Source organism: Paenibacillus sp. FSL R7-0297 (genome assembly GCF_038009025.1).
In the GTDB taxonomy this organism is placed as follows: Bacteria; Bacillota; Bacilli; order Paenibacillales; family Paenibacillaceae; genus Paenibacillus_AQ.
On sequence record NZ_JBBPAQ010000001.1, the window covers coordinates 6,721,309 to 6,745,784 of the forward strand.

Annotated in this window: 16 protein-coding genes; 4 read left to right on the plus strand and 12 right to left on the minus strand. The window is 53.1% G+C overall.

Going from position 1 to position 24,476, the window contains the following annotated elements; translation table 11 throughout:
- Positions 1-64: 64 nt before the first annotated feature.
- Together MKZ24_RS29220 and MKZ24_RS29225 are read left to right on the plus strand one after the other, a co-directional pair.
- Positions 65-637, plus strand: a complete 573-nt coding sequence (locus MKZ24_RS29220; protein ID WP_197073053.1) for an AraC family ligand binding domain-containing protein — start codon at positions 65-67, stop codon at positions 635-637.
- Positions 638-643: 6 nt separating this feature from the next.
- The gene (locus tag MKZ24_RS29225) at positions 644-814 is read left to right on the plus strand and encodes a helix-turn-helix domain-containing protein (protein WP_197073052.1); all 171 of its coding nucleotides are present in this window, start codon (positions 644-646) and stop codon (positions 812-814) included.
- A gap of 80 nt (positions 815-894) precedes the next feature.
- Here the strand turns inward: MKZ24_RS29225 and MKZ24_RS29230 are convergent, their stop codons facing one another.
- From MKZ24_RS29230 to MKZ24_RS29240, 3 genes are all read right to left on the minus strand, one after another.
- Complete coding sequence (locus tag MKZ24_RS29230; RefSeq protein WP_340790235.1) at positions 895-2,526, minus strand: extracellular solute-binding protein; 1,632 nt, start codon at positions 2,524-2,526, stop codon at positions 895-897.
- Between the two features lie 99 nt (positions 2,527-2,625).
- Positions 2,626-3,516, minus strand: a complete 891-nt coding sequence (locus MKZ24_RS29235) for a carbohydrate ABC transporter permease (protein ID WP_042211426.1) — start codon at positions 3,514-3,516, stop codon at positions 2,626-2,628.
- A 27-nt stretch (positions 3,517-3,543) separates the two neighbouring features.
- Positions 3,544-4,500 (minus strand): ABC transporter permease, encoded by a 957-nt coding sequence (locus MKZ24_RS29240; RefSeq protein WP_340789294.1) that lies wholly within the window; start codon positions 4,498-4,500, stop codon positions 3,544-3,546.
- Between the two features lie 217 nt (positions 4,501-4,717).
- On the opposite strand from MKZ24_RS29240, the gene MKZ24_RS29245 reads away from it, so the two are divergent.
- The gene (locus MKZ24_RS29245; protein WP_042233949.1) at positions 4,718-6,472 is read left to right on the plus strand and encodes a cache domain-containing sensor histidine kinase; all 1,755 of its coding nucleotides are present in this window, start codon (positions 4,718-4,720) and stop codon (positions 6,470-6,472) included.
- 387 nt (positions 6,473-6,859) lie between these two features.
- Here the strand turns inward: MKZ24_RS29245 and MKZ24_RS29250 are convergent, their stop codons facing one another.
- The 3 genes from MKZ24_RS29250 to MKZ24_RS29260 all read right to left on the minus strand — a co-directional run bounded on the left by MKZ24_RS29250 (position 6,860) and on the right by MKZ24_RS29260 (position 14,550).
- The gene (locus MKZ24_RS29250) at positions 6,860-11,770 is read right to left on the minus strand and encodes an S-layer homology domain-containing protein (protein ID WP_340789298.1); all 4,911 of its coding nucleotides are present in this window, start codon (positions 11,768-11,770) and stop codon (positions 6,860-6,862) included.
- A gap of 130 nt (positions 11,771-11,900) precedes the next feature.
- The gene (locus tag MKZ24_RS29255) at positions 11,901-13,439 is read right to left on the minus strand and encodes a response regulator (RefSeq protein ID WP_340789300.1); all 1,539 of its coding nucleotides are present in this window, start codon (positions 13,437-13,439) and stop codon (positions 11,901-11,903) included.
- A gap of 373 nt (positions 13,440-13,812) precedes the next feature.
- Entirely contained in the window at positions 13,813-14,550 is a 738-nt protein-coding gene (locus tag MKZ24_RS29260; protein ID WP_340789303.1) for an SDR family oxidoreductase, read from the minus strand.
- A 161-nt stretch (positions 14,551-14,711) separates the two neighbouring features.
- On the opposite strand from MKZ24_RS29260, the gene MKZ24_RS29265 reads away from it, so the two are divergent.
- On the plus strand, positions 14,712-15,593 hold the full coding sequence (locus tag MKZ24_RS29265) for an AraC family transcriptional regulator (protein WP_340789305.1): 882 nt from the start codon (positions 14,712-14,714) through the stop codon (positions 15,591-15,593).
- A 66-nt stretch (positions 15,594-15,659) separates the two neighbouring features.
- On the opposite strand, the gene MKZ24_RS29270 is transcribed toward MKZ24_RS29265, so the two are convergent.
- From MKZ24_RS29270 to MKZ24_RS29295, 6 genes are all read right to left on the minus strand, one after another.
- Positions 15,660-15,914 (minus strand): Atu4866 domain-containing protein, encoded by a 255-nt coding sequence (locus MKZ24_RS29270; protein ID WP_042233942.1) that lies wholly within the window; start codon positions 15,912-15,914, stop codon positions 15,660-15,662.
- 229 nt (positions 15,915-16,143) lie between these two features.
- The gene (locus MKZ24_RS29275; protein ID WP_340789309.1) at positions 16,144-18,483 is read right to left on the minus strand and encodes a glycoside hydrolase family 95 protein; all 2,340 of its coding nucleotides are present in this window, start codon (positions 18,481-18,483) and stop codon (positions 16,144-16,146) included.
- A 3-nt stretch (positions 18,484-18,486) separates the two neighbouring features.
- Positions 18,487-20,559, minus strand: a complete 2,073-nt coding sequence (locus MKZ24_RS29280) for an alpha-galactosidase (protein ID WP_340789311.1) — start codon at positions 20,557-20,559, stop codon at positions 18,487-18,489.
- A 161-nt stretch (positions 20,560-20,720) separates the two neighbouring features.
- Complete coding sequence (locus tag MKZ24_RS29285; protein ID WP_042233937.1) at positions 20,721-21,254, minus strand: HAD family hydrolase; 534 nt, start codon at positions 21,252-21,254, stop codon at positions 20,721-20,723.
- A 2-nt stretch (positions 21,255-21,256) separates the two neighbouring features.
- Entirely contained in the window at positions 21,257-23,011 is a 1,755-nt protein-coding gene (locus MKZ24_RS29290; RefSeq protein ID WP_340789314.1) for an alpha-1,3-galactosidase-related protein, read from the minus strand.
- Between the two features lie 144 nt (positions 23,012-23,155).
- Positions 23,156-24,385: an SGNH/GDSL hydrolase family protein gene (locus tag MKZ24_RS29295; RefSeq protein ID WP_340789315.1), complete on the minus strand. Its 1,230-nt coding sequence runs from the start codon at positions 24,383-24,385 to the stop codon at positions 23,156-23,158.
- Between the last annotated feature and the right edge of the window lie 91 nt (positions 24,386-24,476).

Genomic DNA, 24,476 nt, shown 5'->3' on the forward strand with positions numbered 1-24,476 from the left:
TCTTAACCCTCCCTATATTAATTGAACTTAAATTTTTTAGAGCAAAGGAACTATCGCCGCTGCGGTGATAGTTGGACTTCCGGCCGAAGGTGCGTGCAGGCATATCGTCAATGGGGAGGTTCAGGTGCTCAAGGCCGGCTGTCTTGTACTCGTCAGGCCCGATGACACGCACAGATATGAAGCGGAGGGTGACGGGGATTGCCGTTTCTTGAACATTCCCTGCCGCCCGGGCCTGATTGGGGAAGCGCTCGCTTATCTGAATGAAGAAGAGTTTACGCGCGGAGTACTGGGCCCGGCGCTTCCCCGGATCGCCATGCTGTCCCGGCAGGAAATGGACGAATTCTTTCGTCATATCGAACGTTACCTTATGCTCTGCACGATCGACAGAGTGAAGGCAAGAATTCATCTGAAGGGCCTGCTCATCGATACACTGACCCGCTATTTCTTCTCACCGGAGACCGCCGGGCAGCCTGAATTTCCCCTGTGGCTGGAGCACGCCGTCTCCAAAATCCAGCTGAAGGAGAATCTGAACCAGGGTCTCCCGGCTCTGTACAAGCTGTCCAGAAGAAGCCCCGGCCATGTGAACCGGGCATTCCGGCAGTATTTGAACCAGACGCCTACCGGATATATCAATTAGCTGAGGTTGAATACAGCCCGCAATCTGCTGCTCACCACTGAGCTTCGGGTCGTCGAGATTGCCCTCGAAGCCGGCTTTGAGAACGTCAGCCACTTCTATCATCAATTCAAGAAGATCTACCGCCAAGCTCCGCTGGATTTCCGCAGGAACGGCCAGGAGAGCCGGACGCTTCTCTGAATCTCCCAGCATTAATGTGACAACAAAGAGGGCTTCCCCTCCGCATGCGCGAGAGAGGAAGCCCTGAGATTCATTATGCTTTAATTGGAAGCCCACAGTTCCATACGTTCTTTGTACTTCTGGTTAATGATCTTTTCCACTTCCTCATCCCCGGCCTTCTTCATATCGGCAAGCATCTTGTCGAAGGTGGCGTTGGCAGCTTCCTCGGAATTGGCAATAATCGTTCTTGTGATGCTCTGATCCATAATATCCTTAACCTTCTGGGCAGTCAGCGCTTCGGGCGTTCCGCCGTCAGGATTGAGATTGTCAAATTCCGCTGTATCCCATACGGAATCCCCCAGGCTCTTGATCGCCAGCTCATCGCCTTCACTGCGCTGATATTTAACCGCCAAATCGTAAGGCTGGCCATTTGGATCCAGCCCGTTCTTAATGAACCACAGCCATTTGCGGACACCGCTCTTCTTCACCGTATCGTCCCAGTTATCCTTGAAGCTCTGCAGGAACGCCGGATCAGGCTGTCTTTTGCCGTCCACCATGGTGTACTGCTGACCTTCCAGACCCCATAACAGCAGATGCTGTCCTTCGTCACTGGCCAGGAAATTGAACAGCTTCATGGTTTCTTCCGGGTGCTTGTTGTTCTTGGTAATTCCGATAGCATCCCAGCCCAGCGAGCTCCGCGGTCCAAAGGTTGTCTGTGCCGGATCAATCCCTGGCGCAACCACCTTGTATGCAAACAGCTGGTTCTTCACACCGCCGTCTTTCTTGAGTGCCGCGTTTCCGTTACCCGGATCCCAATAGGCAGCCGGTGTGGCGAATACGGCCCCTGTGGCAAGCTTCTGAATCCAGGTCTGGGTTTTGCTGATGGCGAATTCCTTCTCAATCAAACCTTCCCGGTACAGACGGTTAATGTACATCATCATCTCACGGTACTTCGGATCCTTCACATCATATTGCAGCGTTCCGTTGTTATCATAGTAGGTTTTGAGACCCCACATTCCCTTGAACGTCCCCAGAATGGCACCCATATTCTCACCGTTCATGGCCATTGGAATCGATTCCTTGCCGTCAATGGTCGGGTACTTCGCTTTGAAGCTCTTGAGCAGGGCCTCGAATTCATCCGTAGTGAACGGAGTGGAGCCGTCTGCCTTGTCCGGAGCCAGCTCCTCAAGCAGGTTCTGTCTGATATTCATCCCGAACACCGGATCGCTGTCCAGTCCGTACCAGTTCGCGAAATAATAATTCTTACCGTCTTTATAACGGGTTTTCTGTAAGGTGTCACCATACATGGCCTTCAGATCCGGGCCGAATTTCTCTATTAAATCATCGAGCGGAATGAACGCGCCGCTTGTAATGTACTTATCCAGGGAAGCATCTCCACGGCTCATGAGTACCACATCCGGATAGTCGCCGCTGGCAAGCATCAGGCTAAGCTTCTCCGTCGGATTTCCGGTCGGCTGCTGAATAGAGACCTGTATGCCGGTCCGTTTCGTAATTTCCTGGGCTACTGCATCCGTGAACGGTTCTCCCTTGGTATTTCCGTCAAACCAGGTTAACGTAATCGATTCCTGCTTCGTCTCTTCGCCTGCTGCTGTATTTGTATTTGTATTTGCACCAGCATTTTCTTTCCCGTTACCCGAAGCGCATCCGGCAAGCAGTCCGGCAGTAAGTGCGGCAGAGAACCCCACGTTCATCCATTTGTTTTTGTTTATCATTGACACCCTGATTCCTCCCATTAAATAAGAATTCATTAGTGCATTAAGCAGCAAGGCACAAGCTTCCGCCCACCTCCCTTCAGAATCTGTTTAACTATATTAACTTTTTACTGCCCCCAGTGTCATACCCTTGACAAAGTACTTCTGCAGGAAGGGATACACGAGAATAATCGGCAGGGTTGCCACCATCGTCGCCGCCATCCGGATTGTATCACTCGAAACCGCATTCCGCTTGGCGGAGTTGGCCAGCATCTGCGTCTGCGATACCATGCCTCCGGTCTGGAACTGGCTTAATATTTTGACGAGTACGGCCTGCAGGGTCTTCAGATCAGAGCTGTAGGTGAACGCATACGAATCGAACCAGGAATTCCAGTGCCCGATGGCCTGAAACAGACCCACTGTCGCCAGTACAGGCGTGGTCAGCGGCAGTACGATCCGGAAGAAAATCGTCAGGTCATTCGCCCCGTCTACCCTCGCCGACTCTTCGATCTCACCGGGCAGCTGTTCCATAAACGTGCGGACAATGATCATATAGAAAACATTCATCAGGCTTGGCAGGATAAATACAGAGAACGTATCAATCATGTTCAGCGCTTTGAGCACCATGTAATAGGGAATCAGACCGCCGCCGAAATACATGGTAAAGACGAAGTAGAGATTCCAGCCCTTGCGGCCTACCAGATTACGCCGGCTCAGCGGATACGCCAGCATCGTAATGACAAGCACCGACAGCGGAGCACCAACCACGGTCCGTTTGACCGTTACCCATAAACCGCTCATAATCTCACTGTCTTTGAGTATCTGATTATAGCTGTCCAGGGTGAGGACTCTGGGCCAGAAGTAGACCCCGCCCCTCACTGTATCCTCCGCGCTGTTCAAGGAAAGAACGAGAATATTCCAAAAGGGCAGAAAGGTAACCAGCAGGACAAGGATAAGAATGGAATATACAATGAATCTGAAGATATGATCACCGAATCTGTCTAAAATCATTACAAGCGCTCCTCTCTATTCTTGTATTTAGAACAACGCCTGGTCGTTCACATTACGGGAAATCCGGTTCACAATGACAACTAGGATGAAGGCAACCACAGATTTGAACATCCCCACGGCAGCCCCGTAAGAGAACATGCTGTTCTGCAGCCCGTATTTGTAAGCATATATGTCGATAACTTCCGAATATTGGAGCACGGTGTTATTTTGCAGCAGATATTGCTGTTCAAAGCCCGCATTCAGAATGCCTCCGACCGCCAGGATTCCCAGGATCACAATGGTTGGACGCAGCGCAGGCAGCGTAATATGCCACATTTGCCGGAACCGGCTGGCTCCGTCTACCCTTGCCGCTTCATACAACTCAGGGTTAACGGCAGATATTGCTGCCAGATACATGATGGCACTGAAGCCCATTTCCTTCCACATGTTGGACAAGGCGATAATCCACCAGAACAGGGGGCCATTTTGCAGGAAAGCGACCGGTTCTTTGACAATTCCCAGCAGCACCAGGAGATTATTGAACATCCCGTCCGAAGCTAGCATCGTAATCACAATGTTGGCCGCGATAACCCAGGAGATGAAATGCGGCAGGTAGGAGACCGTCTGCACAAAACGTTTGAAGAATCCCTGCCTTGCCTCATTCAGCATAAGCGCCAGGATGATCGGAGCCGGGAACCCGAACAGCAGGGTCAGCAGGCTTGTCGCCAGCGTATTGCGCATGATCCGGTAGAAATCACCGGTGGTGAAGAAGTATTCAAGCCATTTGAAGCCCACAAATTCGGCCCCGAAGAACTGGTGCAGAAATGTGCCTCCGCCCGGCTGGTAATTCGTAAACGCCATGTACATTCCAAACATAGGCCCGTAAGAAAATAGCAATGTCGCAATAAAAGCAGGCAGCATGAGCACAAATAACCACTTTTGCTCCTTTAACCTGTTCCACAGGCTATTGCCCCTGACTGATTTGATAGCGCTTGCTTTATACATCAAATTCCCTCCCTTTTCCTCTACAGCAGCATGCCTGGCTACCTCTCAGTTCGACTTCATGTATTCATCTTAAATCTGCAGCGGGGTGCTTTCTATACTCCAATCCTCCGAATGATAGCGCTTTTTAAAGATGTTTCGGCACATCCGATTATTGGATTTCATTATTGCGTCTGCTATGATGAACTAGTCAATAACCGGTAAAGAAGGGGCTTCTCCGATGCGTCAATTGTATAGAAAGTATATTTATCTGCCTTTTGTCGACCTGAGCTTCCGCTCCAAATTGTTCCTGGTGTTCGTTCTGGTCACCATCATTCCGATGATGCTGCTGGTCTATTTCTCCTATGAACTTACCAAATCCAAACTCACCGAGCAGATCTATATCAATATGATGAGTTCAACGGCGCAGATTAATAAGAATCTCGAAAACAAACTGGACAGCTATGAACATATATCTGCTTCTATTTATCTGGATGACAGGCTCGCCAGCTATCTGACGGCTGAATACGTGGATGATCCTTCTTATCTGGACGTCTATAAGTATATTGGCAACCGCATAGATACGGTTATGGCGGCTTATCCTGATTTTGACAGCGCATTCATCTATTCCGATAATCCGTCTCTGCCCAAAGATAATTATTATATCAAACCCGTTACACCCGAAGTTCAAGCTACAGAGCTGTACAAGCAGCTGCAGCAGTCCCATGGCAATATCATCTATCTGACTACTCCGCAAAGTGAAGACAGTCCCGCCATGTTCACTCTCGCCAGACTGCTGAACAACAACCGGAACGAATATCCCTACGGAACGCTGGTCTTCAGTGTCTCCGAATCGGTCATCTTTTCCCTGATGGAGAAGGAAGCCGGCGGCAAAGACATCTTCATTATCAATGACGAGGGCATTATTCTGTCGTCCGCCAACAAGAAGCTTCTGGATACAAGCCTGCCCGAAATGCTCAATCATCAGTTCGCAGGAGAAGCTTCCGGCCGGTTCGATACCACGTACAAGGGGGTTAAGGCTTTTGCCGTCTACAACACCCTCGCCAACGGCTGGAAGACCGTGTCAGTTGTCCCTTACGAGAGCATCATCAAAGACGCCAAGTCCTTGTCACAGCTCATTATCAAAATCTCGCTCGCCTTCATTGGCGTAGCCTTGCTTCTTATCTATATTACCGCGTCGCTGTTCAGCAACCGTATCCGGACCTTAATCCGGATGGTCCGCCGCATTGAGCGGGGCGACTTCAATACGCCTAGGGAAGAGCAGCTCGGCAATGACGAGATCGGCCAGCTGCACTTCGCCTTCAACCAGATGACCGGCCGCTTGAGCGGTCTGATTACCGAGGTGTCCCGGAAAGAGCTGCTCGGCAAGGAAGCAGAGCTCGACCTGCTGCAGGCCCAGATCAATCCTCATTTCCTGTATAACACGCTTGGCTCCATCTCCTCCCTTGCGGTTAAGCATCAGGACAGCCAGATCCAGGATATGGTGCAGAATCTGGCCAAGTTCTACCGGATCTCGCTCAATAAAGGGAAGAGTATCCTGACGATCAATGAAGAGATCAAACTGACCCGGAGCTATAATGCCATCCAGCTGATCCGCTTCAAGGGGCAGCTGAACATTACCTACACGATTGATGAGGCGATCCTGCCCTACTCTACAGTGAAACTGACCCTGCAGCCTTTTATCGAGAACTCGGTAATCCATGCCTCTTGGAATCAAGACAACCCGCTGAACATCCATATCAAAGGCGTCACACAGGACAATGACATTATCCTGTCTGTGATTGATGACGGCATGGGTATGAGCCGGGAGACACTGCAGTCGCTGATGGGAGAGAAGCCGGGCCGGGGCTATGGCATTATGAACGTAGACCGGCGGATCAAGCTTAAATTCGGTGAGTATTACGGGGTAAAAGTATACAGCCGGCTAGGCATAGGTACGGTCGTACAAATCCGGCTGCCGCAAAAGGCAGTGTAGTCCAGCAACCAATGAGGCGCGGCAGCTTGTAAAGGTACGAGGCCGGCGACTAGCAAAGTTATAAGGCCGGCAGTTGAAGAGGCGTATCCGGCCCAAGGCCCAAAAACTCAGCGATAGTTGTATTTAGTACATTTAAAAATTGTAAAAGGGTGCCCGCACAACTTTTAACTGCAGTCTGTACAACTAAACTGCATAAATCGGTTAAACCGGCCTATATCCGGCTTTTTAATTGTACGAAATACAACTAAAGGGATGATTGTCAGAAAAACAGATGATTTAGTTGTACGATGTACAGTTAAGCCGCAGCTGCCTTCAGGCATGCCAAACAGGAGAATCCCGGCCAGCCGTTCATGGCTGCGGGATTCTCCTGTTTCATGAGTGTAAAGCTTATTGGACAGCGAATAGCAGGTTATAGATCACTTGGGCCGCTTCTGCCCGGGAAGCGATCCCTTGAGGGGCAAACTGTCCCGGCCGCTCTCCTTGAACCAGTCCGAGTTCTGCTGCCTCAAATACAGAAGACTTCGCCCACGAAGACACGAGGTTCATATCGTCAAAAGCCGCAACAGAAGCACCAGCCGGTGCCTGGCCGTTCTTCAACGCATAAGCCTTCATCAGCATCACCGTCATTTCCTCACGGGTAATCTGTGCGCCGGGCTCGAATCTTGCCGTAGCTCTGCCGCTTACGATACCGGCTGTGTATGCGATGCAGACCGGCTCTGCATACCAGGCATCCGGCGCCACATCCGTGAAGCGTGATTCGCCTGGAGCCGTCAGTCCAAGGGAATGAACGAGGATGGAGGTGAATTCGGCACGGGTAACCGCCCGTCCCGGTTCGAACTTGTCTGCGCTGGTGCCTTGAATAAGCAGCTTCGCCGCAAGTTCCCTGATTACGGAGCCGGCCCAATGTGCGGCCGGAACATCGGCAAAGGTCCGGTCCAGTTCCAGAACGGCATAGGTGCTGAAGTGGCTGACCTTGGCCGTCAGTACACCATTGGTATAATCGGCCTTGATATATTCCAGCTTACCGTTATCGGTAATATAGTAGATGCCTCCCCGCTTAGCATCGAAGCCCTCTGCGGCTGCCAGGCTCAGCGTGACCGGAAGATTGAATGCGGGGAGCGTCTCCGTAGCCCCGGCTTTTGTGGTAACCGACAGGCTGAATGCATAGATATCCCCCTTCAGGGCAAGATCCGCACGGAGGGTTCCCGCAGCGGCGGCTACCACCGCACTTCCCTTACTGCCGAGCGGCACCATCTTCAGCGAAATCACGCTGTCTTCACGCTGGTTCTCCGGCAGCCTGTTCTGCAGCTGGCGGATCAGATCTCCCGGGATCTGCAGCGAGAGCTTGCCCGATTTCACTTCCAGCGTAAGATTCGCCAGCTGGCGGACTACAGCGGAAGACAGCTGCAGCTCCTGCACACCTCCCTTGAGCTTCACGGCCGCTAGTCCGGACGCATTGTCCAATTGGAGCATATCCGGCGTGAGGGCCAGAGTTCCAGCGGCATTGGCCGGGCTCACAATACTGCCGGAGACGGTGTTGTTATTACTGTTGCCATTGTTGCCATTGTTGCCGTTGTTTCCGTTGTTTCCGTTGTTTCCGTTATTTCCGTTATTTCCGTTATTTCCGTTATTTCCGTTATTTCCGTTATTTCCATTGTTGCCAGGGTTCCCAGGATTCCCCGGTCCTTCAGAAGCGGCAGCTGTGACCGTAACGTCTGCCTTGGCTGTCAATCCTCCGTCCACTGTCTTCACCGTAATCGTGGCCTTGCCGGCTCGAACAGCAGTTACCATTCCATCCGCTACAGTGGCTACGGCGGTATCACTGGAAGTCCAGATTACCGCTTTATGGGTTGCCGCTTCCGGGTTCACCACAGCAGTCAGCTTAGCGGTTTCACCTGCGGTAAGTGTAAGCTCCGCCTTGTCGAGGGTGACACCTGTTACCGGCTTCGGACTGACCGTCAATTTCACCAATTTCGATTCCGCCGGCTGCAGCGACACCGCCAAAGAACCGGTGATGGACGTAGTTTCTCCCGTCCACAGGTCTTGCATCGTGTAGGATTCCGCAGCATCCAGTCCGGCGCGGCCGAGATCAACCGTCTTATCCGCCGAAGCATTGGCGCTGAAGTTGAATACAGCCAAGTAATAATCGCTTCCTTCCTTCAGAACAAAGGTGTCGGCAGCATTGGCATTCGTGTTTCCTTCCAGCGGCTTGAACGCTTGCCCCTTCAGCGCCAACTGGAGAACGTCCGTGTTGTTATACAAGGCAGCCATGTACTCCTGTGCCTTAGTATCGTTCACATTATCCGAATCCAGCAGTACCGTTCCGGCAATGACGCCCGAGTTCACCCGGCTGCGCGCTTCCGTCAAGCTTGAAGCACGGCTGAGTGCGAGATGATCGGGGTCGGTATACGGATAGATTGTTCCATTTTGCCAAAAGCCGTAGGTCAATGAATTCAGCATATATTCTGTTTCATTGATCTTGCCGTAAGTGTCGCAGGAAATGCGCCGGCTGTGTGCATATTGGCTCGGGAAGATCGGAGCAATGGATTCGCTGATGAACATGGTTCCGTCCAGCTGCTCATTAACATAACGCATTCCTTCATTATACGCCTGGATTCCTGTCGTTACTTCCGGGTCATAATGCTGACCTTCCAGAGAGCCATGAGTCAGGAAATCCAATTTAATATACGTGAAGCCAAGACTCTTGAACTTGCCGAGGAAATAATTCATCCGCATTTGTGCTCCGGGGTGCGTCACATCCAGCGGATAGGCCCCATCCAGCGTCGGCAGCGGCTGACCTGCGGAATTCTTAAGCACAATATCTCCATACGTATACTGGTTATTGGTGCCTTCTACCGGCTGGCTCATATTATTGCCCCAGTATACAAACGGTGCCCAATAGATCCCGGCATGCTGGCCGTTGCCTTTAATTACGGATACGGCATCTGCAAGCTGCTGATCATTCAGATTGTCCCAGTAAGAGTCCATGTTGATGAATACATTGCCGTTATTGTTGAACTTCTGCAGATGCTCCTTGAAATAGTTGGAGACATCCACCACGTCCTGATACGACAGTGAGCTTTCATAAGCACCCCAGCTGTTCCAGCCGACCGGCACGCCTTGCGGCAGCGCCTGGCTAAGCTCAAGGGGAGGCGCAATGATGGCATTGGCTTTGCCGTATTCCTCCAGACCGGTACGGTAATCGCTGAAACCGCCTACCATAATCAGCGGCGAGGATACTTCTGTGCCCGTCAGGCTGCCATGAGGCTGGCTATCGCGGGTCACATCGCTGGCTGCACCGCCATAGACCGCCAGCTCATTGAGCTGGCCCGCTGAACCTTTCCAATCAATGCCGGTCTTCCAGGTATCATGGGTTACAGAGCCGAGCACCAGTCCGCTGCGGGTCGAGTTATTGAATACTGCCGTCAGCTCATAACTGGTATCCGCCCGGTTCATGGTCTGGGATTTATAACGGATCCAGGCATCGTTGTCAAAAGGCACCGTCAGCACCCGGTTATCCGCACTGGTACCAATATCCACACCACCCGTACGTTTCACGGTAACCGGCGACATATAATTGGTCTGAATCGCCGTATCGCTGACTGCATCCAGGCGGGTAAGGAAATAGTCTTTACCCTCATAAAATTTGTAGACCTGCTTCAGTACTGGCTTACCAGCCGAAGTATGGACAAAAGTCAGCTCAATCCCTTTGCCGAATCCGTCCTGAATCTCAACGGGTGCACCGGCACTGGCATGACTCTCATAGCCTTTGCTCTCTATAAGAGTGCCTCCGAGCTTGATGCTGCTGTAAATTCCCTGCAGCTTCTGTCCGTCAGCCCAACTGTAACCGGTGTACCCGGTCTTGGTATTCAAGGAGACCTCATAGGGTCCGCCTGATACCAGCTGGCCGTAAGTATAATCGGTAACCGTGATCGTCCCGTAGCTGTGCGATTCTCCCGCTGTCCCGAGATTGTCATCCTCTTCACCCGGATTCTCCGGCCCGGTGTTCGCCGCCGGCTCGACGATAATCCGGTCAATATCCGGCGCATACCAATTGCCGTCGGCAAAAGTAATGGTATTCTCGCCTTCGTTCAGCGGTAGTGTAAGTTCATACATGCCTACTGTATCCCAGTCCGGAGTCTTTGGCAGTTCATAATACTGCTCGGCACCGCCGTTGGCACGGACATAGAAGCTGCGCGGATCGCCTGAAATATAGGCTACCGTGACCCGGTAATCACCTGTCATAGGGGCGGTTATCTTGTTGAAGGTCAGGGAGCTTCCGCCATTCAGATACCCTACCTTTTGCCCGCCGGAAGCCTTAGGGCTGTCCGAAACCCGGGCCTCGCCGGTCAACCCGTTACCCGGAGCTTCCGCTTCATAGCTGACCGTGAACGGAATCACTTCGATCTTGTCCATATCCGGGGAATACCAGTTATGGTCCGAGAAGGTGATCGTGTTCAGTCCCGCCTGCAGTCCCGCCTCCACATCATAAGTTCCTAACGTATTCCAGCTGGCCGTCTTCGGCAGATCAACTATCTCGTCCGGACCCTGATTCACCTGCATATAGACAGGCCGGGGATCGCCGGAAATATAAGATATCCGGATCAGATAGGTTCCGGCTGCCGGAACAGTGACGTCCGTAAACTTCAGGGAGCTGTTCTGATACAGATCCGTTACCTTTTGGCCGCCGGAGCTGATACTGCTGTCTGCCACCTTGGCATTGCCGGTTACGATATTCCCGGCTGCTTCAGCCTCAATCACTGCACCGTGCAGATTGTTCATCCAGTCGCCTTCACCTTCACCCGGACCGGTAGGCGCCAAGCCGCCGATTACGATCTTGTCGATGTCCGGTGAATACCAATTGTTGTCATCGATCAGGATGGTGTTGGCTCCAGCGTTCAAGGATAGCCTCACATCGTAAGTGCCCACCGTATCCCAGTCAGCAGTCTCAGGCGGTTCCTCGAACTGTCTGGCCCCGCCGTTGGCACTGATATTGAAGGGGCGGGAATCGCCGGAGATATAGTACACAGTGATTGTATAATCTCCCGCCGCGCTGACATTGACATTCGTAAACTGCAGGGAGCTGCCCTGATACATGCCCCCGACCTTCTTGCCGCCGGAAGCCACAGGACTGTCCGAAATCGAAGCATTCCCGTTCAAAATATTCCCGTCAGCCTCGGCTTCATAGGTGTTCGCATCATCTGCGTATACCGGCCTGATGAACTGGCTCCCGCCGGCCCCCGCCAGGCAGATGATGATAAGAAACAGAAACCCTTTTTTCATAAACTGTCCAAGCATAACATCCCTCCGTTTGGTTGTCTCCATAGCTCTTGTAATCGCTTTCCAAGCTAATTGTAAAAACCGGGAGGGGAATGCACCATATCGCAATCTTACAATTCATAAGGGAAATCATCTTTCTTGCTTACGCTCACATACTTTTACGGAACTCGTTCGGAGTGACCCCCAGATTCTTCACAAACAAGGATATAAAATACGATGTGCTCTCATAGCCGACACGCTGTGCAATATCCTGAACCTTAAGCGAGCCGTCTGCCAGCAGCTCCTTCGCCTTGCCAAGCCGGATGCGTGTCAGATAATCGTGAATCGTCATACCGGTCTTATCCTTGAAAATAGACCGTAAATAGTTCGGCGACAAATACACCTGCTCCGACAGGCTGTTGATCGTAATCGGCAGATCATACTGCTGGTCAATCACGGTACGGACCTTGTGGACGAGCTTTGCATTTTTGTCCAGCAAACGCTCACCCAGCATGCTCACAGCAGTTTCCGCCGTACCCAGAATCAGATCTTCAATCTCATGCAGCGTCAGCGCATTATAGATGGAATGATACAGCTCCGCGCGCTTGAAGCCTTCAGGGGCCGGCTCGTGCAGCGCCAGCAGTTCGTCCGTCAGATTAATGGCCCAGTCGCAAATGTTTTTTTGTTTGACCCGCAGCGTGGCCAATCCCCCGAAATACCGGTGGAGCTGCTGTGCAGCCTCCCCGAAATCCAGCTGATTGATCGTATTGAACCATTCCTTCCGCTCAAATGGCGGCAGATGTTCGCTGTAGAACTGGCCACGGACCGCATCGCCATGAATGATTTTGCCCGCACCTTCATAGAAGCGCTCGTTCAGGATCACACGCGTCTGTTCATACAATTCATGGATATAGGGGAGAGTGGACTCCTGCCCGCCTACAGCAGCGGTTACTGTGAAATCCAGCGCCCTGCGCATAGCCTCAGCGAGGTCCTCCCAGGCATAGTGGCCCGGCTGCTTCGCAGCTTCCATATAGACTCCTACTTCCCCTTCCTTATAGGGTACAAAGACCGTATCCACATTCTTCATCTTGAAAAAATGACCGAGATAAGCCTCCAGCCTGCTCATCCATTCCTCCAGACTCTGCTGCTCCCCCTCTGCTTCCTTAGGATCAACGCTGAATAATGCCAAGGCATAACGGGTCGTCTCCGGCAGGCGTGCCAGCAGACTGAAGCTGTTCGCCAGTCCGGCGGCAAGTTCCGTATTTTTTTCACAGGAAAGCTCCTTGAGGATCTTGGCTTTGGCAGCCTCTATCGAACGAAGCTTCATCCGCGATTCCTCGCAGAGCTGCTTCACTTTGGTGATAACGCTCTCAATTTCACTCAGATCAAGCGGCTTCAGCAAATATCCGACAGCTCCTGCATGGAGGGCGGATTTCACATAATGGAATTCATCGTGCCCGGTTAAGAACATCACCTGAATCCAGTCATAACGTTCATTAAGGGTATGGGCAAGATCAATGCCGTTCATAATGGGCATCTGCACATCCGTAAGCACAATGTCCGGCCGGGTAGCCTCTATCTTCTCCAGGGCTTCCCTGCCATTGCCGGCTGTGCCAACGACATAGATCCCCATCTCTTCCCAGCGTATATAGTCTCTCAGCGTCTCAAGTTCAAGTGCTTCATCATCTACCAGAAAAATGCTGTACACCGGAGTCCCCCCTCTTTGCTGCCTGCTTCCACTCCAATTATATTCTTTTCCTGCCATTCAACGATGGCCCGGAACAAAGAAAGTCATTTTCAGGTATAGTTCGTTAATTAGGAGTATACCGCTTCTGCTCTAAAATCGTCGATGGAAGTCATTATCTGCGCTGCCTAGAGTTACCGGTTACTCTGGAACAAAAAGCAGCTCTTGCTGGAAATGCGAAGGGTATTACACGCAAGCCTGGCTCTCGTCATATAACAAAAAGCATTAGACTCTGTAGCGATGATTTGCCGTCGTAAGTGGCTGCAATCGCTATGCGAGTCTAATACCTTTATCCTGACAATTTGCTATATTTCTTGTTTCAAAGCTAGTATACGATTTAAGCCGGGTGCCCCGTTGGTCGCACAATCAATTCATTCACATCCACTTCCGCAGGCTGTTCAAGGACATAGGCAATGGCGCGGGCAATGCCGGAAGCCGGAAGTGGATTAGCCCGGAACGATTCCATCATCTCACGTGCTGACTCATCTGTGATAGTATCAGCTAATTCCGATTCGGTAACTCCAGGAGAAATAACTGTTGTACGAATGGTCTCCCCCATCTCCTGGCGTAGGCCCTCTGTGATTGCTCGGACCGCGAACTTGGTAGCGCAATACACCGCTGATTTTGGAAAGACGGTATAGGCACCGACAGAGGCGATATTAATGATATGACCAAAATTCTGTTTCTTCATGATCGGAATTACAGCTCCGATTCCGTGCAGTACACCACGAACATTGACATCAAGCATGAGGTTCCACTCCTCGATCTTCAATGCATCAAGCGGTGACAGCGGCATCACGCCAGCATTATTTACGAGAGCATCAAGACGTCCGAATTGATTTATGGTAAATTGGACAATCGCCTTCATCTGCTCAAAATCGGTTACATCAAGTAGCTGGTACTCCACCATACCACCCTCATTTCTGATTTCCTCCGCCAGTTTTTGCAGCCTGTCCGTCCGTCGTGCTCCGAGCACTACCTTCGCGCCGCGCTTAGCGAGCCATCTGGCGGTTGCTTCACCGATACCACTGCTGGCACCGGTAATAAGCACTACTTTCTCTTTTAATTCAGACATGCAGCATCTCTCCTTTATGAATTAATGAAATAAGCTCGTTGTTACATCTTCATTATGGCGGTAACTTCCTACCCTGAGTTAGCCGAAAGCTGCTAAAGAATTGCCTAATTCTCCAAAAAGTAATAAAGTATATTAAAGGACCTACAGAATGGAGAATACCGTTGACTGAATTGACCGAACGAATTGAACGTCTTGCCATACAGGACGGAACTATCATTACCGCTTATCACGCTCTTTCATTTGTTCGTTCTTCCGATGTGTCCGAGCCGGTTCCTGCAGTATACAAGCCATCCCTGTGTGTGATTGCCCAAGGCGCCAAGCAAGTACTGTTAGGCCCGGAAAGCTATTTTTATGATCCTGGCAGTTACTTGGTCGCATCTGTGCACCTGCCGATTACCGGTCAAGTAATTGATGCCTCTCCGGAGAAACCATACTTGTCTCTGCAGCTTCAATTCGAGATGGATCAAATACTGGATATAATTCAACAACCTTATTTCACAGAAAACACAGGACATAAATCTCATCGCGCCCTAGTTATCGGCCAGATGAGCAATTCACTTCATGAAGCCATCTTACGTCTAATTCGTTTGCTAGATACTCCAGAAGACCTGCCTGCCTTGGCCCCTTATGCAGTGCGCGAGATTCTTTACCGCATGCTGCAGACCGAACAGGGGAACACCATACGGAACTTCGCTCTCTTGGGCAGCCGCGCCCAGCGAATTGTCCCCGTGATTGAACAGATTAACCGGGAGTATACAGAACCCATGCGAGTGGATAATCTTGCGAAAGCAGCTGGAATGAGCACATCGTCTTTTTTTTCCTGCTTTAAAGAAGTAACGGCCATGACCCCCCTCCAGTACCAAAAGCGACTGCGGCTTACCGAAGCCCGAAGGCTTCTCCTTGCGACAATGAGCGATGCTACAAGTGTTGCTTATCAGGTTGGCTACGAGAGTGCCACGCAGTTCAACCGTGAGTACGCCCGCTTGTTCGGTCAGCCGCCCATTAGGGATGTACGCAGATTCCTGGGAATGAATCCGCAATAAAAAAAGCACGCACATTCTCTTTCTTGAGAGTGCAGTGCTTTTTTCGCTTTTTATTGAATATTTATTCTACTCTTTCCGGTAAAAAACCATGCCCCCGTGATAGAGCACCGAATCGCGAAAATCACCGTCAGCAGTGAAGCCTGTATCATCCACATATTCGATATGATCGCCCAGAATGGTATAGCATCCCTGATAAGCATGATTTCGATTCCCGCGCGCCTCATCATAACGGCCGTTAGGCAGCAATTCATGCCGCACATAACCATCAGTAGTTTCCCACATCCCGATATACGGATGGGGAGGTGTTTTGTTGATTTTCATTTCAAACATTCCTTTCTACCATGACTTCATATTTGGTTCCGCAGTTTTATTATTCCATTCAGGTCCAATGCTGGGGTAGCCGAAATCTATGATTTTATTGCCTAATTCTCCAGCATTGGAATTGAGAAGAACAAAGGGCAACCAAAATATGCATCTTCGCTGTAGTGGATGTCTAAGGTCTTTTTAATTTAATTGAAAAGACGGGGGCAACCTTCGCCCCCCGCCTGTATCATGATAACAGCTCCAGCCGGCTGTCCAATTTGTAGCTTCCGCCTGTTTCTGCCAGGAAGGAAGTTCTTTGATCTCCCCAGCGTACCGTAACCATTCCCGGAGAGAAGGTGCGGACCTCGGCTGCTGTCAGCCGGCCGTCATGCCAGGCAACGTCCACTTCGGCATTCCCCTTGGCACGGAGGCCGGATACCGCTCCTGTGCTCCAGGCGGCCGGAAGAGCAGGCAGCAGGTGTATCTCATCGGCATGGCTTTGCAGCAGCATCTCGGCAATAACAGCCGTACCGCCGAAATTTCCGTCGATAACGAAGATATTGCTCTCCGCTCCGGCTATACCCGATTTGGAATAGGTGAACAGATTATCGAAACACAGGCCGCCGATGAGGTGGGAGATGTGCTTGTAGGCCTTCTCCCCGTCATGCAGCCTGGCAAAGCCAAGCCCGAACAAAGCCGCGGTGAACTCCACATCCTCCAGCTCATTCTGGAGCATCCGGTTCTCCAGTGTCACTCGGGCTGCCCTGCTGAGCTCCGGTGTCCGGCCGGGAGTGATCCCATTGCCGGGATATAGTGCAAACATATGGGACAGGTGCCGGTGCTCCGGCTGGGCTTCCTCATAGTCCTCCAGCCATTCCTGCAGCTGGCCCTTCTTGCCGATCTGAAGCGGCGGAAGCTTAGATATAGCTTGCCGCAGCATCCGCTGGAACGCTTCATCCCTGTCCAGCAGTTCCGCCGACATCAGGCAGAATTCAAACAGCTCCCGCACCACAATCTGATCCATGGTCGGTCCCATGGACAGCTGCTGCGCTCCTTCACCGGGATCACCGGGATAGAAGCTGTTCTCCGGCGAATTGGCCGGGCCGGTAACCAGCCATCCGTACTTGGGATGGACACACATGTAATCCAGGTAGAAGGTTGCAGCCTCTTTGAGTACAGGATAAGCCTGTTGCTCTAGGAATTTATGGTCAAGGGTATATTCATAATGCGTGATCAGATGGGTGGCGAGCCATAGTCCGCCTGTTACATTGAGTCCCCATGAAGTCTCCCAGCCCGGAAGTGTGAATCCCCAGACATTGGAGAAGACATGGGCGACCCAGCCCCCGCTGCCATACAGCTGGCTTGCGGTCGATCTTCCAACCTGTGCCAGCTCTTCAATATAGCGCATCAGCGGAAGATGACTGTCCCCCAGATTCGTAATCTCCGTAGGGTAATAATTCATCTGTGTGTTAACGTCCAAGTGATAGTCGCAGCTCCAGCCCATCCGGCAGGCTTCACCGTCATTCCAGATGCCCTGCAAATGCAGCGGCAGCGGTGAATCCGCCCGTGAGCCGGTGATTGTCAGATATCGTCCGTACTGCAGGAACAGCGCGAACAGCTGAGGATCCTCCCCGCCGCCCCGGGCCAGGGATTGAATACGCTGATCGGTAGGGAGATCCGCCTTGTCTGAGCGGCCCAGCTGAATACTTACCTTGTCGTACTCCCGGCGGTAATCGGCAATATGCTCTTCCCTCAGCAGTTCGTACCCCTTGCCCATTGCCTGCTCCAGTGTGCAGCGGCTGTCTGATTCCCAGTCCGTATCTGTACGGCGGTAATCGGTGCTGACGGCGAAGTAAATCCGCGCTTCATCGGCTCCGGTGACTGTCAGCTTGCCGTCCCCGCTATGAATCGTACCGCCGGATACCGCCACCTTGACCAACCCTTTGGCATGGACCCCGCAAGCACCGTTGCTGTGTATACGTTCTGTTGCCTGGCTCTTGAATTCCAGCGTTTCATCATCCACGGCTGCCGCTGTGAACGACTCCGTTCCGTTCACCAGACTCAGCGTAAAGGACACTTCGCCCGGCAGACCGCTCCAGATTCTTGAAGCCACCAGATTGCCGGCATGCGAGGCGAAAACCTCACGGTGCAGCGCTGCGCTCTTGCCCTGATACACGGCTCCAGCCACCGCGTTCGTCAGATTCAGCTCCCGCCGGAAGTGCCCGGCATCTCCTGATTCATGCTCCCGCTCTTGCTTCTGCTCCGCAAATTCAATCACCACCTCGCATAATCCGAGGTTCGTACCGAAATTCTGCTTCTTAGGCTGCAGATGCTGCTTGGCAAGACGGTCGCCAGCGTCGTAGTCCCCGCTGAAGAAATGCTGGCGCATCTCTTCCAGCGCAGCCTTGCCCCCTCCGGAGGCAGGCACCGGGTCAGTCTGTCCCGACCAATAGGTAACCTCGCTCATGCTCCACACTTCACGGTGCGGAGCAGCCATCACAACGGCCCCTAATCTGCCGTTACCCAGAGGCAGCCCCTGAGCCCAGCCCTCCGCGGGGGCCGAATACCACAATCTATAGTCGTTCATCCCTCATTCTCCTGTCTGCCATGTCTTTACAATCAGCTTGTAAATTTTCGATTCTGCCGGTTCTAGTGTTATTGAAAGCTCACCACCGGATACTTCTCCTTGCGTGCCTTCCCACAGATCCTGAAGAATGTAAGCCGCCTTGGCATCCAGCCCGGCGCGCGCAAGCGGGACGGATTTATGCGCAGCCTGTGCATCATCGAAGTTGAAGACAGCCAGATAGAAGGCTGCCTCTTCAGCAGCTTCAAGCACGAAGACATCGGAAGCCCGCTCGCCCAGATCGCCTTCAACCGGCCGGAAGGTCTTCCCGAGACGGGCCACATCCATGATATCCTTGTTGCCGAGCCATGCCTTGGCCCGGATGGCCGCTTCCTCCTTGCGGAAATCATCGCCCAGCAGCAGAACCGTACCTGCAATGACCGAAGCCGTCAGCCGGCTTCTTCCCTCATGCCATCCGGTCGGCTCCTGGTTGAAGCTCTTATACAGCACCGAATGGTCGGGATCGTTATAGCGGTATAGCGTGTTATTCATCCACCAGCCATGCGTCAGTGAGTTAAGCAGGTACTCCGTGTCCTTAAGCGTACCGAAGACGTCACAGGATACGCGGCGGCTGTGCGCGAATGCATACGGGAACAGCGGAGCAATAGACAGGTTGATGAAGAATGGTCGGCCTGCCGCTTCCGGTGAGAGCTTCTGCTGCAAGTACGACATCCCGTAATGATAAGCCGCAATCCCGGTGGTAATCTCCGGATTGTGGTGCTGTCCCTCCAGCGCACCATGCGCGAGGAAATCCAGCTTGATATACTCAAATCCCTCAGCAATGAATTTGTCCGTGAACCAGTCGATTCTCAGTACGCTGCCCGGGTGCGTAGGATCAATAGCCAGACCGCCGTCCACATCGGGCAGAACCTCGCCTTCACTGTCCCGCAGAAGGATATCGGCGTACGTGTATTTGCCGTCCGTCCCTTCAACAGGCTTACCGAACTGGGCGGGACTGCCCCAGAAGGCAAAAGGCGTCCAATAGGTGCCGGGCTTATGGCCGTTGTTCCGCACCACGTTCAGCGCATCCGCCATTTCGGCCGGTGTCAGCTGGTCCCAGAAAGCATCGAAGTTGATGTACAGCGTGTCCTCATTGTGGAATCCGAGCGGCTGTACTTCCTGTTTCAGGAAATCACTGGTTGAAGTGTACAGGTCATAATCCAGGTTGCTCATCGCGGCGGACCAGCTGTTCCAGCCGGCCGGCACCCCTCCTGCCCATGGCAGCGGAGCTTCGATCCAGGTGTTGGCCCGTCCGTAGGCTTCCAGACCTTCTCTGTAATCCTCATAGAAGCCCAGCCATACCAGCGGTGATTCTACACTTGTCCCCTTAACATATCCATGCGGCTGAAAGTCGCGGGTCATCTCGCCTGCGGCACCGCCGTACAGCTCCAAATCCAAGATTCCTCCGGCCTGCCCGCTTTTCACCTTAATTCCGGTTTTCCATACCTTATGGGTGAGGGAACCGAGAATTATTCCGCGGCGGCTGTCCGGCCGGAACAATGCTGTTACTTCGTAGCTCTCCGTCTGGAGCGGCGGCTTCTCCACCGTATATCTGACCCATTTGTCATTGTCATAAGGCACCCGCAGCACACTTACATCCGCCGGTCCGGACTCCCCGTCCAGGGACACTTCCCCGGATTGAAGGACTGCCATACGATTGATCCGGAGCTCCGAATCACTGGCCATTACGCTCTGCAGCAGGACAAATGCGGATTGCTCATAAATATAAAAATGCTGCTCCAGCTGCGGAAGCTCTGCCGACTCGTGCAGGACAATCAGATGAATGCCTCTGCCGAATCCGTCCTGAACAATCCCGTGCTGCTCCTTCAGCTGATGGCTCTCATAGCTTCCGGTATGATATTCCCGGCCGTTCCAGCGGTATGCGCTGCGCATCCCCCTCACTTCGGAGGAATTCCTGCTGGTGCAGGAAGCCTCCCCTGTCGCCAGATCGATGTCCAGCTCCAGCAGGCCATTATTTATACGGACCAGAACCCCTTCTTTGAGTTCTACGTGTACGCCAATTTCGCTGTCAGTTCGCATGATTTGCCTCCCTTTTATGCGTTTTGAACCTTGCAGGCGGCAGATCTCCCGGACCTGCACTCAAAGTCTGATCTCATTATAAAAACAGAACTATCCGGTTGCCATGCAGCGATCTTCCGATCTATAACGCGATCTGACGCATTTCCCCCAAGCCCCTTCAGTCAGCTTGGCCGCAGCTCCGCGACTAATCGTTCCACCAGCTCAAGCAATTGCAGCGGTTCACTGATTGTATAATCCGGTACCTCCTCTTCATCTGCGGGGACCAGGGGATAACGCGGCGTCCAGCTGAGAAACACGCTGATCATCCCCAGTGCATTGGCTCCCCTGATATCCCTACTGAGGTTATTGCCCATCATCAGAATCCGGGAATAATCGGACGGCCCCAGCCCGAGCGCATCAGCTGCCGCTCTGAACATTCTCGGATCCGGCTTCTCTACCCCAATATGCCCTGAATAGATCTTCGCCGAAAAATATTGATCCAGTCCATTCTGCGAATAGATATTGTCAAAGGACCGGACCTCTCCGTCAGCAACCAGCGCGAGCAGGTATCCCCGCTCGAAAAGCGTCCTGACCAGCATATCCGCCCCCGGAATGAGCTGTGCACAGATAACAATGCCCTCCCCGTCGCGAAGCTCCGTGCCTTCATCGATAAGCGTGTCTCCGCTGTCCAGAAAGATAACCGGCTTCTTCTGCATCTTCACTGCTCCTCCACATCAAATGAATTCCCAGAGATGTCTGCCCCGCTGCAGGCTGTCAGCCGGATTGCCTCCTCAAGACTGGAGTGCTTATCCCTGCCCTTATCCCTGCCATCTGCCGCCAAAGCAACAATATCGTTGTGCCTGAACACCAGTCCCTGCGTGCTTTTGGCACTGAGTACAGGGGCATCCATAATCTCAAAGATGTTATTCTCTATGCATATATTCCGGTGCACCGGTGCATCCCTGTCAGCTTCCTTATTCTCCGGAGCAATGTCGATGACAGGGGCTTCGCGGCTGCCGCATGCAATGAACCGGTTCCCGGTAATCGTCATATCCCTGACTGCCCCGGACTCATACCAGGACTCCGCATCGGCAGCGACCAGAATGGCGCTTATCTGCATCCGCTCAAATCCATTGTCGCTGATTACCGTATTGCGCCGGGTAGTTGCCAGAATCCCCCGGGTCGGAATCCGCGCAAAAGCATTGCCCGTGATCTCCAGCTCGGGGGTCCAGGTGACATTCTCAATGACATCGGTCCCGCCGATACCCGGCGGGACCGGCCCGTCCAGCGTCAGCATCAGTTCACGCGGATTCAGCTGAAGAACACTGGCAACCCGGCTGACAGCATAAGCTGTCAGGGAATCCGCGCGGACGAACTCAATCTCGTCCCCCGGGTGAAAGGCCTTGAAGCCATACGTTTGCGGATGCATGAACCGGACCTTCAGCGCATCCTCCGCCAGCTGCCCCACAATCCGCAGATAGGTACCGTGAACATTAATGGCGTCATCGTGTGCTCCGGTAAAGCGGCTGTCTTCAATCCGGACCCGTCCCTTGCAGCCGGACAGATGAATGAAATCGGCGAACCCGGCCACGGTCCGTCCGGTTTCAGGACGCGGTGACAAATCCAGCTGCAAGAAGGTAAGATCCCGGCTGAATTGGCCGACAATCCCCAGCCCGTGCATGAAATGTATCCCTACGTTCTGAAACGTAATGCCGGAACTCTCGGTGATGAGGATTCCCGCCTGATCACGGATGCCGTCCCTGACCTGCAGGACGTTCCCCGGGACAGCATCCGGCTGGAATGCGAAATAGAATCGCAGCCTGTGCGGGCTGATCTCCTCGACATGCCGCGCCTCTGCCAGCCAGTTCTCAGTCCGCCAGGTTATGTTCTGCAGGAGATCGCAGATCTGCATCGGACCTTCACGGAACCGCCAGCCTTCGCCGATCCAGTCCAGCCTGCCGCCGTTCAGTTCATACCGTGAATCCGGATGAACGGTGACTTCGCAGCAGTCAGTACCGCAGCAGTCCACGGTCATCTCGGCTACAGTAGGCCGGCTGTAATCCAGATGCAGGTTGCGGATTTCCAGGTCCGTGCATTCGTCCAGAATCAGCATAGTCTGCTTGCCGTGGAAGACGAATAGCGAGCCGTTCCCTTCCAGCGTCAGCTGATGCTGCCTCTTCAGCAGCAGACCGGCGGTCTTGGTCACATCCGGATGTTCTTCCTCACTTGTCGTGTTGGTGATGCAGTAAGGAACCCGGAGTGCGTGATCCGGGTAGAAATGATAGCTGCCCTGCGGGCAATCCAGCAGCACCGGTCCTTCCAGCCTGCCTGCGGCTTCTATGGCCCGCCGCATCGCAGGCTGGGTATCCCCGCCTGAATCCGGAACCGCGCCGAAATCGGTGAAGCGCAGCACCGTCCGGTGAACCGGCTGGTCATCGTCTACGGGATGAACTACGTGATGAATATCCTCCACCTCCCTGATGAATGGTTATGAAGCAGACAGCACATTAGCTGCAGCTTCTGAGTAGCTTTAGTTACAGAAAACAGAGATAATTCAGCTGCCGAGCAGCACTAGTTACAGAGAACAGAACTGCATCAGTTGGCTGAGCAGCACTAGTCAATTATAGAGCAGCTTAAGTACCCGCAGGCCGGTCCCGGTACTCCGACTGTCCTTGTGCTCAGTGTTGCGGACGGTAATCCGCAGCACCCCGCGTTCCAATTGAACCGGGAATAACGCCAGGATAGGACGGTAAGCATTCAGGCACCAGTCATCGAACAGATTAATTTCAGCGAAAAGTCCGCCGTTCAGCGAGTATTCCACAATACCCGAGTCCGGCCCGTACAGCAGCACCAGCCCGGCACATTGTCCCGTCACCGTGAAGGTGAATTCCTCCTGCGGATCATCTGTATGGGCATGCTCCGTAGAGAACCGCCAGTTCATCAGCGGCTCCCCAGGCTGGAGCTCTTGTATGCGGAAGCCTGCGGAATAGGCAGCGGCACTGTAATCCAGCAGCCCGCCATATTCATAATTTTGGCTGTCCAGCGGAGCGGGCAGCAGCGCCTTTTCACCTGCTTCCTTTATCAGCAGCGCATTCTCTTGCATCCCTGCCTCCTCTCCAGGCACCGCCACTTCCGCTCCCGCTTCCCGCCCTGCTTCCTCCAGCCATCCCGGCTGAACGCCGCATGGCACAATCGCCTGGTGCAAGTACTCCTGCACCAAGCCGGCATACAGCGCATGCCCAGCATCCAGCGGATGATATCCATCCGGAGCGAATCTCTTCCAATTCAGCTCACCTGTGTGGATCATGGTGTACACCTTTGCCGCACAGTCAATCGACGGGATGCCATAATGATCGGCCACCTCCTCATGTACGGCGATATTGAACGGCTTGTAACCGGTCAGATTCTTGTCGGCTGCCGTGTACACAAAGATCAGCTCCGTCTCCGGTGACAGCCGCCGACACTGGCGGACAATTCCCTCCATACCGCGAATGGACTCCTCACGGTCCTCCCCGTCATTGACGCTGAATTCTACAAACAGCAGATCTATCTCCCCGTGCCGCAGCACATGCTCCTGCAGCCGGTGTGCACCGAAGGTGGAGGTAGTCCCGCCGACCCCGGCATTGATGCAGCGTACGGGATGGCCTGCATATAAATTTTGCAGGTACGCCCCAGTCAACGCGCGCCAGCTGGCGGCATCCGGATCTGAAGCGCCTGCCCCCTCCGTAATTGAGCCGCCCAGAAAAGCGGCTGTAAGCGGGGCATTCCCCGCAAGCTTACTTCTCATCCCGGGCAGTCCCCGGCGCGGTGTCATACCTGGATTGCCGCCGCTGTTCTTGTAGCCCATGAGTTCACCTCCAGAAGCAATAAATGGATACATCATACCTACAGACAGCAATGCCGGCCAAGGAGGCCGGCATCCGTTTTGCAGCATTCAG

Bases quoted from the DNA above. Each gene is read 5' to 3' on its own strand.
- MKZ24_RS29230 (WP_340790235.1), bottom strand. From the start codon at position 2,526: ATGATAAACAAAAACAAATGGATGAACGTGGGGTTCTCTGCCGCACTT.
- MKZ24_RS29235 (WP_042211426.1), bottom strand. From the start codon at position 3,516: ATGATTTTAGACAGATTCGGTGATCATATCTTCAGATTCATTGTATAT.
- MKZ24_RS29240 (WP_340789294.1), bottom strand. From the start codon at position 4,500: ATGTATAAAGCAAGCGCTATCAAATCAGTCAGGGGCAATAGCCTGTGG.
- MKZ24_RS29245 (WP_042233949.1), top strand. From the start codon at position 4,718: ATGCGTCAATTGTATAGAAAGTATATTTATCTGCCTTTTGTCGACCTG.
- MKZ24_RS29250 (WP_340789298.1), bottom strand. From the start codon at position 11,770: ATGCTTGGACAGTTTATGAAAAAAGGGTTTCTGTTTCTTATCATCATC.
- MKZ24_RS29260 (WP_340789303.1), bottom strand. From the start codon at position 14,550: ATGTCTGAATTAAAAGAGAAAGTAGTGCTTATTACCGGTGCCAGCAGT.
- MKZ24_RS29270 (WP_042233942.1), bottom strand. From the start codon at position 15,914: ATGAAAATCAACAAAACACCTCCCCATCCGTATATCGGGATGTGGGAA.
- MKZ24_RS29275 (WP_340789309.1), bottom strand. From the start codon at position 18,483: ATGAACGACTATAGATTGTGGTATTCGGCCCCCGCGGAGGGCTGGGCT.
- MKZ24_RS29280 (WP_340789311.1), bottom strand. From the start codon at position 20,559: ATGCGAACTGACAGCGAAATTGGCGTACACGTAGAACTCAAAGAAGGG.
- MKZ24_RS29285 (WP_042233937.1), bottom strand. From the start codon at position 21,254: ATGCAGAAGAAGCCGGTTATCTTTCTGGACAGCGGAGACACGCTTATC.
- MKZ24_RS29295 (WP_340789315.1), bottom strand. From the start codon at position 24,385: ATGGGCTACAAGAACAGCGGCGGCAATCCAGGTATGACACCGCGCCGG.